This is a genomic window from Pseudomonas cremoricolorata DSM 17059 = NBRC 16634, assembly GCF_000425745.1.
Taxonomy (GTDB): Bacteria; Pseudomonadota; Gammaproteobacteria; order Pseudomonadales; family Pseudomonadaceae; genus Aquipseudomonas; species Aquipseudomonas cremoricolorata.
Map to the genome: position 1 here is coordinate 139,161 of NZ_AUEA01000003.1, position 12,043 is coordinate 151,203.

13 protein-coding genes are annotated in these 12,043 nt (G+C 65.8%); 7 read left to right on the forward strand and 6 right to left on the reverse strand.

Features of this window, described 5'->3' with window-relative positions:
• Positions 1–75 precede the first annotated feature (75 nt).
• Positions 76–807, reverse strand: coding sequence for a carbon-nitrogen hydrolase family protein (locus H618_RS0105145; RefSeq protein ID WP_028694055.1), 732 nt, complete (start codon positions 805–807; stop codon positions 76–78).
• Between the two features lie 22 nt (positions 808–829).
• Positions 830–1,351: a GAF domain-containing protein gene (locus tag H618_RS0105150; protein WP_028694056.1), complete on the reverse strand. Its 522-nt coding sequence runs from the start codon at positions 1,349–1,351 to the stop codon at positions 830–832.
• A gap of 225 nt (positions 1,352–1,576) precedes the next feature.
• Here H618_RS0105150 and H618_RS0105155 point away from each other — a divergent pair, with 225 nt between their 5' ends.
• Positions 1,577–1,783, forward strand: coding sequence for a hypothetical protein (locus H618_RS0105155; RefSeq protein ID WP_028694057.1), 207 nt, complete (start codon positions 1,577–1,579; stop codon positions 1,781–1,783).
• A 46-nt stretch (positions 1,784–1,829) separates the two neighbouring features.
• Entirely contained in the window at positions 1,830–2,066 is a 237-nt protein-coding gene (locus H618_RS0105160) for a hypothetical protein (protein WP_028694058.1), read from the forward strand.
• Positions 2,067–2,136: 70 nt separating this feature from the next.
• On the opposite strand, the gene H618_RS21270 is transcribed toward H618_RS0105160, so the two are convergent.
• The 3 genes from H618_RS21270 to mrdA all read right to left on the reverse strand — a co-directional run bounded on the left by H618_RS21270 (position 2,137) and on the right by mrdA (position 6,486).
• The gene (locus H618_RS21270; protein WP_081673713.1) at positions 2,137–3,345 is read right to left on the reverse strand and encodes a GAF domain-containing protein; all 1,209 of its coding nucleotides are present in this window, start codon (positions 3,343–3,345) and stop codon (positions 2,137–2,139) included.
• Between the two features lie 113 nt (positions 3,346–3,458).
• Positions 3,459–4,472 (reverse strand): XdhC family protein, encoded by a 1,014-nt coding sequence (locus tag H618_RS0105170; RefSeq protein WP_028694059.1) that lies wholly within the window; start codon positions 4,470–4,472, stop codon positions 3,459–3,461.
• Positions 4,473–4,593: 121 nt separating this feature from the next.
• The gene (gene mrdA / locus H618_RS0105175) at positions 4,594–6,486 is read right to left on the reverse strand and encodes a penicillin-binding protein 2 (RefSeq protein WP_028694060.1); all 1,893 of its coding nucleotides are present in this window, start codon (positions 6,484–6,486) and stop codon (positions 4,594–4,596) included.
• 214 nt (positions 6,487–6,700) lie between these two features.
• Here mrdA and H618_RS0105180 point away from each other — a divergent pair, with 214 nt between their 5' ends.
• A complete protein-coding gene (locus tag H618_RS0105180) occupies positions 6,701–7,189 on the forward strand; it encodes a cysteine hydrolase family protein (protein ID WP_028694061.1) in 489 nt (162 codons plus the stop codon).
• Between the two features lie 6 nt (positions 7,190–7,195).
• Here H618_RS0105180 and H618_RS0105185 read toward each other — a convergent pair whose 3' ends face one another.
• Positions 7,196–8,620 (reverse strand): aminotransferase-like domain-containing protein, encoded by a 1,425-nt coding sequence (locus tag H618_RS0105185; protein WP_028694062.1) that lies wholly within the window; start codon positions 8,618–8,620, stop codon positions 7,196–7,198.
• A gap of 422 nt (positions 8,621–9,042) precedes the next feature.
• On the opposite strand from H618_RS0105185, the gene H618_RS0105190 reads away from it, so the two are divergent.
• The 4 genes from H618_RS0105190 (at position 9,043) to H618_RS0105205 (ending at position 12,040) form a co-directional block, all read left to right on the forward strand.
• Positions 9,043–10,455: an amino acid permease gene (locus H618_RS0105190; RefSeq protein ID WP_028694063.1), complete on the forward strand. Its 1,413-nt coding sequence runs from the start codon at positions 9,043–9,045 to the stop codon at positions 10,453–10,455.
• A 100-nt stretch (positions 10,456–10,555) separates the two neighbouring features.
• Positions 10,556–10,957 (forward strand): hypothetical protein, encoded by a 402-nt coding sequence (locus H618_RS0105195; RefSeq protein WP_028694064.1) that lies wholly within the window; start codon positions 10,556–10,558, stop codon positions 10,955–10,957.
• A gap of 131 nt (positions 10,958–11,088) precedes the next feature.
• Positions 11,089–11,310, forward strand: coding sequence for an MbtH family protein (locus H618_RS0105200; protein WP_028694065.1), 222 nt, complete (start codon positions 11,089–11,091; stop codon positions 11,308–11,310).
• Positions 11,311–11,320: 10 nt separating this feature from the next.
• Positions 11,321–12,040 (forward strand): thioesterase II family protein, encoded by a 720-nt coding sequence (locus tag H618_RS0105205; protein ID WP_028694066.1) that lies wholly within the window; start codon positions 11,321–11,323, stop codon positions 12,038–12,040.
• The last annotated feature ends 3 nt before the right edge of the window (positions 12,041–12,043 follow it).

Here is a 12,043-nt window from a genome sequence, read left to right on the forward strand (position 1 = left end):
TGCTCCTTTACAAGCATCAGGTGTCTTAGCAGCAGAACCTGCGGCGCCGGAAAAGTTTGATCGGATCGTGTGTGGTCAGGCCAGTGTGAGCACCTCGGCCTTGCCACTCGACAGGTCATGGCTCACCAGCGCCGGTTGATCGGCGCTGGCTTGGCACAGACGCTCGCCCCCAGCACTCCAGACCCCTGAGCCACCGGCGCAGATGAAGTCCTCGACCGGCCCCACGGCATTGGCCAGCACCACTGGTATGGCGAAGCGTTGCGCGACGTGGGCGTAGTGCTGCGCTGCGTCTGGCAGACCCTTGCCGGTTTTCGCCACGCTGGCCAGGTAGACCTGCCCGCCGGCAGCGGCCATGGCCTCGGCGTGGGGCATCCGCAACGACTCGTAGCAGATTGCCGGTGCCAGTTGCCAGCCGCTGACGCTGATCAGTTGCATGGAATTACCGGGCGCGAAGAAGGCCTGCTCGTCGGCATGCAGCCACTGCTTGGTGTACGCCTGAGGCCGCTGTTCGGGCCGGAACGTAAGCATGCCGATGCGCACGGTCGATGCCTGCCACAGCGGCACGCCGACTGCGATGGTCAGCCCATGGCGGTCGCTGGCCTGTTGCAGTGGCTGCAGGCGCGGATCATCCCACTGCACCGCCCACTCTCGCGCCCGGCGTGGCGCGTAGCCGGTAAGCGATAACTCGGGAAACACCACCACTGCGCCACCCAACCGCGCGGCACGCTCGACCACCGCAAGATGCCGTTCGAGGTTGTCCTCGATGGGGCCCAGCGGGCAGAGGATCTGCGCGGCTATGATCTTCATCGGCAGATCGTCCCGGGCGGCTTCAGGTCAACGCGGGCTGGGCGGTCTGGTCTTCGATGCAGGCGTAGAGAATGCAGCCGACCAGGCGCGCGAACAGGCCGAGCACTTCGGCCAGATCCGGGTCATCGAAGTAAGACTCGCGGGAGTCGAGTGCGCACAGGGCGCCATACAGCTGGCCATTGGGCAGGAAAATCGGCACCCCGGCATAGCTGTCGATGCCCAGCTGGTTGACGATCGGCCGCTCGACGAAGCGTGCGTCATTCTGCAGCGAGGGCACCAGCAGGGCCTCTGGGCTGCGCAGGAATTCGCTGCACACGGTGCGCTCGAGGGGGAAGGCATCGCCTTGTTCGAGGCCGAAATCGCCACGGTCCAGCGCCGAGCAGATGACCCATTCGTCATCGTCGAACTTGGCGATGGCGGCGAATGGCATGGCAGTGAACTTCAGTACCAGCTTGAGGATGTTGGTCGTGCCTTCGATTTCCGCAATGGCCGAACGCTCTGCGCCTGAAAGGTGGGGGTGCTGCGGGGCAAGGGTAGGCGACATCCGGTGTAGGCCTCGTTAGGCAAGGGTAGGCGGGGCTAGTGTGCTGCCAATGCTCGGGCCTGCGCAAGCGCCGCGCGGCAGCGAAATAGAGGCAATCAGGCCGCTATAACCTTGGTGATAATCACTTGGCGCGAGTACCGTCGGTCCACTGCCTCGCACCTTGTACCCGGCGTTGCACTCACTCTGGTACGGGCGGCCCTTTTCCCTGCCCGGTGGAGAGTCGACATGAACACCCATGATCAAGACCACGATCCACGCCACGGCACCGACGCCAGGCCCGAAGACCAAGCTCAGCCCGACCCTTCCGGGCGCCCCGAGCAGGACACCGAGACACTCGAGCAGCCGACCAGACCGCGTACCCCGCAGGAACAGGACATGCCCGATGTGGACGTGAACAACTCGGTCAACAGTGAGCACCCCGGCGGGCAGTGAGCGCGCCACTATATTGCAATCGATCATTCTTGCGAGGAACACTGCCATGAGCACTGACCCACGTGACCCCGTCAACACCCCGCCAGACGGCCCGCTGCCGAACGATCCGTCGCGCGACCCGACTTCCGACCCAGGCCGTACCGGCATTCCTGAGCCGGGGCATCCGCAACTGCCCGGCGGTGACCCGCTGATCACCGACCCCGACAAACACGGCTTCGAGCAGGACCCATCGCGTGACACCCGGCACGATCCCGTAACGCCGGACGACACGCTGCACGAATGAGTAGCGGATTTCAGCCGTCCAAGGCGGCGATGCTCACCAGTGCGATCAAAACAGGTACGATCGAGCCGCGCTACTCGGCACTGGCGCCCGGGTATGCGCGGCTTGCCGAGGTGCGTGGATCTGCACTGTGCAAGCCCTGCTGCAAGGCGGCCATGGTGGCATCCTGCGCGGCGGTGCGGCCTAGCCGTTCACTGAACGGCGCGGAGATGACGCAACTGAACCCTGCCTGCTCATATGCGAACGCGGCTGCGCCGTTGAAGGCGTTACGCAACGCGCCGTTGACCATCACCGTGCCATATCCCTTGCGTGCAGGTGCGCTGACCGCCGGGCCGTTGCGTTCCTGCCAGTTCAGGCTGAAGGCGGGGCCGTGATCGTCGCTGTGGGTGGTACTCCATTCGATGTGCAGCTCACCCCCCTCTTGTGACAAGGCACCGTACTTGGCCGCATTGGTGCCCAGCTCATGCACCACCATCGCCAGCGCTGCGGCCGCTTCGCCGGCCAGCATGATGTCCGGGCCGCTACACTGAATGCGGTAGCCATCGCGGTAGGGGGAGAGCACTTCATCCACCAAGGTCGACAGCGGCATCTCGGCAGGGGCCAGGGCCAGGGCGTGGGCGCGCTGCATCATCAGCACGCGCTGGTCGAGCACACGGCGGAACTGGTCCGGCTCAGGGTGGCTGCGCAGGGTGAGGATCGCCACCCCTGACAGCGTCGAGAACAGGTTGCGCATGCGATGTTCCAACTCGCCGATCAGCAAAGTCTGGGATTGCTGGGTACGGCTGTAGCGGCAGATCACTGCGCATAGCGTCGCCGCGCCCTCGAGGAAGCTGCGCTGCTCGGCGTTCGGGGGTTGGCCGAAGGGGTGGACCACGGCGATCGAGCCTTGCACATGGCCGTCGCTGGCAATCGCCGGCACCGATATCAGTGACGTCAGCCCATGCTGGTGAAACAGCGCCTTCCACTCATCGGCGAAACGCTCGTCGCTGGCCACATCAGGCACTTCCACGGGTTTGCCACTGGTAACGGCGCGGCCACACGAACCCCGATCGGGGCTGATCGGGTTACCGACCAGCTTATCGGTGAAGCTGGCCGGCAGGCCGGGAAAGATGGCATGGCGAAAGGTGTTTCCAGCGGTGTCGAGCACCAGCACACCGATCTGCGCGTCGGGGATTTCCGTTTGCAAGGCCAGGATGAAGTCGGCCAGCAGCGGCTCGACCGGTGCGCCGCAGGCCATGACTTGCAGCGCACGGTCGCTGAAGTGCTGAACGAATGCGCGCATGGCGTGGCGTCTCAGGCAATGGGATAGCAGAGTATTGCACTCAAAATGCCGTTATCCAAATGGCCTTGGTTGCGCTTAGCGGGTCTGGCCGGCCAGGCATGCGCTGCAAATGCTCAGGCCGAGCATTCCACGACCTGTTTGCCCTCGGCCACGCGCACGCTGCCCGGCAGGCGTACGCTGTTCTTTTCGGCGAGCAGTTCGGCCATCACGCTCACGGCGATTTCCGCTGGGGTCTTGCTGCCGATGTATAGCCCGATGGGGCCGTGCAGGCGTTGCAGCGAGGCGTGGGTCTGGCCGAAGTGCTCGATCAGCCGCTCGCGACGGCTCTGCGAGTTGCGCCGCGAGCCGATCGCGCCGATGTAGAACGCCGGGCTCTGCAGGGCTTCGAGCAGTGCCAGGTCGTCCAGGCGCGGGTCGTGACTCAGGGCGATGACGGCGCTGCGCTGGTCGGCGGCGAAGGCGCGCACGACATCGTCGGGCATACCCGGCAGGTGCTCGACCCCGGCCACGCCCCAGGTGGCGCGGTACTCGGCGCGCGGGTCGCATAGTGCAACCTTGAAGCCATTGAACAGCGCCATGGTCGCCAGGTACTCGGCCAGCGCCCCGGCGCCGATCAGCAGCAGCCGATACCCCGGGCCAAGGGTGCTGTGCATCACGTGATCCTGCAGGCCGGCCAGGGCGGGCTGTTCGGTCACCGCCAGGTGCACCTGGCCGCTGCGCAGGTCGAGCTGACGCTGCACCAGGCGCCCGGCATCGAGCTGGCTGAGCAAATGGCGCAGCGTCGTCAGATCAGGATCGAACTCCAGCACCAGTTCCAGGGTGCCGCCGCAGGGCAGGCCGAAGCGGTGCGCTTCATCGGCACTGACCCCATAGCGCAGCACTTCGGGCAAGCCGCAGGGCATGCCCGGACCGCCATGGGCGCAGGTGTAGCGCTGAATCAGGTCGTCCTCGATGCAGCCGCCAGAAACGCTGCCCACCACACGCCCGTCGCCGCGCAGGGCCATCATCGAACCCACCGGCCGCGGCGACGAGCCCCAGGTGCCGGCAACCGTGGCCAGCAGCACACGCTCGCCGTCGGCGAGCCACTGGCAGGCGCTGCGCAGTACCAATAGATCGATGCTTTCCATGTGAATCCTTCGCCTCTGGCGCACAACCTTCAGGGCCCCATTGCCCTGATCTGGGTTGGACCACCGACGCGTGGCGTCGATTCGTTTTTTCTGCGCAGCCCGGCCGGGCGATGCGTACGGCTCAGGAATGCGGGGGCCTGGCGGCGGCACTGGCGCCGGCGTACTCGGGCTTGAGGTGGCCGTGTTCATCGAGCAGCCAGGCATCCATCACCTCGCGCACCACAGGGCCCGCCACGCGGCCGCCGGCTTCGCCGTTCTCGATCATCACCGCGACCACGATGCGCGGAGCATCGGCCGGGGCGAAGCCGACGAACAAGGCGTTGTCGCGGTGCCGTTCGAGGGTCTTGTCGCGGTTGTAGCGCTCGCCCTGGCGGATCGCCACCACCTGCGCCGTGCCGCTCTTGCCGGCGATGCGGTACTGCGCGCCGGCCGCGGCGGCGCGGGCGATGCCGCGCGGGTCGTGCATGACCATCTGCATGCCCTGGCTGACCTGGTCCCAGGCGCGTTTGTCGTGCAGCACGATGTCGGGCATCGGGTCGGGGTCGGTGGGCTGGCGCTCGCCGATGCGCGTTGCCAGGTGCGGGCGGTGCCAGGCGCCTTTGCTTGCCAGCAGGCTGGTGGCCTGGGCCAGTTGCAGCGGGGTGACCTGCATGTAGCCCTGGCCGATACCCAGAATCAGCGTTTCCCCGGGGAACCAGGCCTGGCGCCGGGTGGCGCGCTTCCACTGCGCCGAGGGCATCAGCCCGGCAGCTTCTTCGAACAGATCGAGCGAGACCTTCTGCCCCAGGCCGAACTCGGCCATGTAATCGTGCAGGCGGTCGATGCCCAGCTTGTGCGCAAGATCGTAGAAATAGGTGTCGTTGGAACGCATGATCGCGCTGTACAGATCTACCCAGCCATCGCCACTGCGATTCCAGTTGCGGTACTTGTGCGCGTAGTTGGGCAACTCGTAGTAGCCAGGATCGAAGACCCGGCTGGCCGGGGTGATGACGCCGCTGTCCAGACCTGCGATGGCCACTTCCGGCTTGACCGTCGAGCCGGGTGCGTACAGGCCGCGCAAGACCCGGTTGAACAGCGGGCGGTCGATGGAATCGCGCAGGGCGGCGTATTGCTTGAAGCTGATGCCCTTGACGAACAGGTTGGGGTCGAAGCTGGGCGTGCTGACCATCGCCAGGATATCGCCGTTGTTCGGGTCCAGTGCTACCAGCGCGCCACGCCGGCCGCCCAGGGCTTTCTCGGCGGCCGCCTGCAAGTGCGCATCGAGGCTGAGCACGATGTCCTGGCCAGGGGTGGGGTCACGGTGGCTGAGCACGCGCATGACCCGGCCCTGGGCGTTGGTTTCGACCTCTTCGAAGCCGACATGGCCGTGCAACTGGTCTTCGTAGAAACGCTCGATGCCGGTTTTGCCGATCGACTCGGTGCCGCGGTACTCGGTGCTGTCGAGGGTCTTGGCCTCGCGCTCGTTGATGCGCCCGACATAGCCGACCGAATGGGCGAAGTGCTCGCCCAGGGGGTACTCGCGAATGAACTGTGGCTCGACCTCCAGCCCCGGCAGGCGGAACTGATTGACCGCCACATGGGCGATCTGTTCTTCACTCAAGCCGACCATCAGCGTCACCGGCTCGAACGGTTTGCGGCCGCGGCGCAGGTCCTTGTCGAATTGCTCGCGCTCGTCCGCCGAGAGGCCCAGCACCTGGGTCAGGGTGTCCAGCACCTGGGCGCTGTTGCCGGCCCGCTCGCGGGTCAGGGTCAGGTTGAAGCTGGGCTTGTTGTCGGCCAGCACCACGCCGTTGCGGTCGTAGATCAGCCCACGCTCGGGGGCGATCGGCAGCACGTGCACGCGGTTGTTTTCCGACACCGCGCTCTGGCGCTCATGCTGTACCACCTGCAGCACGTACAGGCGCCCCAGCAACACGGCGACCAGCAGCAGGGCAAGGGCAGCGCAGACCAGCAGGCGGCGGTTGACCAACGAGGTTTCGGCGAGGTGGTCCTTGAGGGGAATCGGTTGCGGCATGCGGGGCTCTGGGGTGGGGCGAAACGGCGCGCCGGGCAGGCGAGCGTGGGCATGCTACCGATGGCGGTGGGACGGCTCAAGGCGCGCGGCCTGGCCTTGCCGGGCGACCAGCGGCGAGCGCCCGTGGCAGCGGCGTGCAAGGGTCGATGAACAATGTTTCATGCGCTGGCCGGCGGTTATACTGCGCAGCTTTTGCGCCTGTTACGGAGGTTCGATGCGCCAGGTTCTGCTGATCAACGATGTCCAGTCCACCTTCGAGCCGCCGGAGTGGCTGGTCGATGGCGTCAGGACGCTGTCGGCGCAGATCCTCACCATCGCCTCGCTGACCCTGCACGACGAACGCCAGACCCCGTTCCAGCGCCAGCTGGGCTGGCACCCGGCAAGCAGCGACCAGAGCCTGCACGAGTTCGACCGGCAGTTCGTCAAGCACGGCTACGGCCTGGCACCGCAGGCACTGGAGTACTTGAAGCAGTTGGCGCCCGAGCGGGTGCTGGTGTGCGGCATCGGCGCCGACAGCAGCATCCTGGCGGCCGGTTTCGCGCTGTTCGATGCCGGGCTCACGCCGACGCTGGTCAGCGACCTGACCATCGGCACCTGGGCCGATCGTTCCGGCGAGAGCGGCATGATCCTCTGGCGTGAGCATTTCAGGCATGTCCTGAGCCGCGCCGAGGTGCTCGAGCAATTGCGCGCTGAGCGCGAGTAGGGCGCCTCAGTCGCTGGTCGGGCGCAGATGCCTTGCCAGCAACTGTTCGAGCAGGGTCCACAGCGCCGGGTCGGTGCTGAAGGCCACGTTGAAGCGCATCCACCCGGTGGCCTGGGCATCGACCATGAACAACTGTCCGGGGCCGAGCATGATGCCCTGGCTCAAGGCATCGTCGAGCAGCACGGCGCTGTCGGGCAGGCGCGGGTGGCGGGTCCAGATGTACATGCCTTCGTCCGATTCCACGAACAGCTCGAAGCCCAGCCGGCGCAGGTGCTGGCCGACTTCCTGGTGGGCCTGGGCCAGGTGCTGGCGCAGGCGCCTGAGGTGCTTGCGCCAGCGGCCGTCGATCACCGCGGCATAGACCACCCGTTCCATCACCTGCGAGGTGGTCAGGCCCGAGCGCATCTTCAGGCTCAGCAGTTGCTGGATCAATTGCGGGTTGGCCAGCAGGTAACCGACCCGCACGTTGGGCGAGATGCTCTTGGAGTAACTGCCGACATAGACCACCTGCTGCAGGTGGTCGAGGCTCGCCAGGCACGGCTGGGGCTCGGCGATCATGTCGGCGTACAGGTTGTTCTCGATCAGCCTGAAGCCATGCTGGCTGGACAGTTGCAGCAAGCGGTGCAGTTGCGCCAGCGGCGTGCGCGAACAGGTCGGGCTGTGCAGGTGTGGCTGGGTGAAGAACGCGGTGGGGCGGTGTTCGGCGAGCAGGTGTTCGAGCTGGGCAAGGTCGTAGCCGTGGGGCGTGCGTGGCACGCCGATCAGGGTCGCGCCCTGAAAGCGCAGAATGCTCATCAGGTTCGGGTAGCCCGGGTCATCCACCAGCACCACGTCGCCTGGGCGCACCAGGCTGCGCACGGCAAGGTCCAGGGCCTGGCTGGCGCCGTGGGTCAGCATCAGTTGTGCCGGGTTGGCGACGATCGACAGTTCCTGTTGCAGGTTCTGCGCGGTCAACGCGCGCAGTTCCGGCAGGCCCATCGGGTCGCCGTAGCCGGACAGCTCCAGTGGGCTGCCGGCGACCTGGCGCATGCCGCGGCGCAGGCCGTCTTCATACATCCAGTCGTTGGGCAGCCAGCCGCAGCCGGGCTTGAACGGCAGTTGCCGGGTTTCGAAAATCTGTTGCAGGTACCACTCGGAATTGAACGACGGACGCTGGCCGTCGCCTGCTGGCGGCTCGCTGCCCGGGCGTTCGGCCGAGGCGCGGCTGACGAAGAAGCCGGCGTTGCCGCGGCTGGTCAGCAGGCCCTGGGCCACCAGACGGTCGTAAGCCTCGACCACTGTGAAGGTGCTCACCGAATAAGTAGCGGCGAAGGCGCGGATCGACGGCACCTTGGCCCCGGGTTTGAGGGTTTGCGAGTCGATCAGCTCACGCAACCCATCGATGATCTGGTTGACCAGCGGGGTCGGGGAGTCTGGACGTAGTTCAAGCATTCTGGGGCCTTGAAAGGACAAAACCGCCGGGCGGCGGCAGGTGTGGCGCGGTGTATTGCATGGGCGGCCTGTACAGTGCAGTGCGGATTTCGCTGCGCTGTGCATGGCTCTCCGTGTCAGACATTTTTACATTAGGTGTCAGAGATCGCCACACAAAGCACGTGCGCCTGTGCTGGGCTCGGAGAAACATCGCCGCCGCCCCCAACCGGGCCAGGCTCACGTCACGTTTTCTCGGCCGAACGCGCTGGAGTCTAGCCGCCGTTTGGCCTTTTCACGTTTCAGTTCGTCTGCCGGCCTGCCGGCACGCCGCCATGGATGGTCTGACCGCTCTGCGGGCATTAGCACTGATGTACAGGCAAGGCACCCGCCATCGGCGCCTTGTTCAATTCCTTGGATAAAAAGAAGCACGGGGTACACAACTGATGGACGCAACATCCTCATCCACCACCACCGCCAAGGTGGAGCACGAGAGCAAGCTCAACGCTTCGCTCAAGTCGCGCCACCTGACGATGATGTCCATCGCCGGGGTCATCGGCGGCGCACTGTTCGTCGGTTCCGGCAGCGTCATCCACAGCGCCGGCCCGGCCGCCGTCCTGGCCTATCTGGCCGGCGGCATCCTGGTGGTGCTGATCATGCGCATGCTCGGCGAGATGGCGACTTCCTCGCCCGACACCGGTTCCTTCTCCACCTACGCAGACCGCGCCATCGGCCGTTGGGCCGGCTTCACCATCGGCTGGCTGTACTGGTGGTACTGGGTCATCCTGATGGCCTGGGAAGCCTATGTGGCCGGCAAGATCCTGCACGGCTTCTTCCCCGACGTGAGTACCAACGTGTTCGTCCTGGCGACCACCCTGGTGCTGATCACGGTCAACTTCTTCAACGTCAAGCACTACGGTGAGTTCGAGTTCTGGTTCGCCCTGATCAAGGTGATCGCCATCGTCTGCTTCCTCATCGTCTGTACCGCAGCGGTGATGAACATCTGGCAGTTCGGTGAAGTGCGCGGCATGACCCACCTGACCGCCGAGGGCTTCATGCCCAATGGTTTCACCACGGTGATCGGTGCCTTGCTGGGTGTCATGTTCGCCTTCCTTGGGGCGGAAATCGTCACCATCGCCGCCTCAGAAGCCAAGGACCCGGCCGGTCAGATCGTCAAGGCCACCAACTCGGTGGTGTGGCGCGTGTGCCTGTTCTACGTGGGGTCGATCTTCCTGATCGTCTGCCTGGTGCCGTGGAACGACCCGCACCTGGGTGAGTCCGGTTATGGCGCCTACCGTCGTACCCTGGAGCTGCTGGGCGTGCCGTACGCGGAGCTGCTGATGAACTTCGTGGTGCTGACCTCGGTGAGCAGCTGCCTGATCTCGGGCCACTACACGGCCTCGCGCATGCTGTTCTCCCTGGCTCAGCGCGGCGACGCGCCGTCGGTGTTCAAGATCACCCGTGCCGGCAGCGGCGTGCCGGTGTTCGCGATCGTCGGTTCCTGCGCGGTGGCGGTGGTCTGCGCGCTGATCAACTTCAGCGAAACCCTGCGCCCCAAGGACGTGCTCGACACGCTGATGAACACCACCGGCATGATCGCCCTGCTGGTGTACCTGGTGATCGCCTTCTCGCAGCTGCGCATGCGCCGCAAGCTGATCGCCGAGGGCCGCGAGATTCGCCTGAAGATGTGGCTGTTCCCGTGGCTGACCTACCTGGTCATCGCCTTCATCGTGGCGTGCCTGGTGACCATGGCGTTCATGGAGGATTACCAGGTGCTGGTGGTCTCCACCGGCCTGGCTGCGGTGCTGGTGGTCGCGATGGGCCTGATTCACCAGCGACGCGTCGCGCGTCGTCAGTGATCGACCTGCCGTGAGGCAACGGCCGACACCCGAAAGGGGTCGGCCGTTTTCGTTCTTGCCACTGCTCAAAGGCCCGGCAAAGCGGCTATTCTCTAGCCCCATGAGCACACCACCTCCCATGCGCACGGCCTGCCCGGCAGGCGTCTGCGACTGCGGCCGCGAGCAGTTGCAGGACGATGCGCCCGCCGCCCAGCGCATCCTGCTGCTGACCCGCCAGGAAGAACAGCGTCTGCTGCAGCGCCTGGAAAACCTGCGCGACCTCGACGACCTGCGCCATCTGCAGCAGCGCCTGCTGGAGAACCTCGGCATTCGTCTGCACGTGGCGCCAGGCGCCAACGAGGTGCGCACCATGCGCGGTATCGCCATCGAGCTGGAAGCCCAGCCTGGACTGTGCCGCAAGACTCGCCGGGCGATTCCGGCGGCGGTGCGCCGGGGGCTTGAGCGTAATCCGCAGGTGGCCTACCGGCTGCTCGACGCCCACGACCTGCTGGGCGGGGCCTGAGGCCAATGTGCGGCAATTACCCAGGTCCATGCATTGCTGCCGGCACCGACTAATTTTTCCCCGCCTGACAACGTTTCCCCATAGCTGCCCTGCGTCTCACGCAGCGGCCCCATCACGCTAGGAGACAGGCAATGACTTCCGTATTCGACCGCGACGACATCGTGTTCCAAGTAGTGGTCAACCACGAAGAGCAATATTCAATCTGGCCCGACTACAAGGCCATTCCCGACGGCTGGCGCAGCGTGGGCAAGAGCGGCCTGAAGAAAGACTGCCTGGCCTACATCGACGAGGTGTGGACCGATATGCGCCCGCTCAGCCTGCGCCAGAAGATGGCCGAAGCGGCGGCGCAGTGAGGCACGGGCGGTGATTCCACTCAAGCTGCTGTGCCTGCCGTATTCCGGCGCCAGTGCAATGGTCTACGCCCGCTGGCGGCGCAAGCTGCCGGCCTGGGTGCAGGTGCAGCCGGTCGAGCTGCCCGGGCGTGGCGCACGCCTGGCCGAAGCGCTGCACACCGACATGCAGGCCCTGGCCCGGCAACTGGCCGCCGAGCAGCGCGGGGCGGCCAGTGCGCGTTATGCGCTGCTCGGGCATAGCCTGGGCGCGCTGCTGGCCTTCGAGCTGGCCCATGAGCTGCAAGCGCTCGGCTGCCCGCCGCCGGTGGCGCTGTTTGCCTGCGGCACCGCGGCGCCGACCCGCCGCGAAGACTACGACGGCAAGAACTGGCGCCAGGCCAAGAGCGATGCCGAGCTGATCGCCGAATTGCGCGAACTGCAAGGTACGCCCGAGGAAGTGCTGAGCAATCAGGAGCTTATGAGCCTGACCTTGCCGGTGCTGCGCGCCGATTTTCTTCTGTGCGGGCATTACCAATACCGCCAGCGCCCGGCGCTGCGTTGCCCCTTGCATGTGCTTGGGGGTGAGCAGGACCGCGCCAATGCCGAGCAACTGCGCGCCTGGGCTGAACAGAGCCTGGGCGAGTTCAGCCTGCAGATGTTCCCCGGTGGGCACTTCTTCATCCACGAGGAAGAAGACCACGTGCTCGCAGCCATCGTCGGTGGTCTGCACAAGCATCGGCTTTCTGCCTGATTG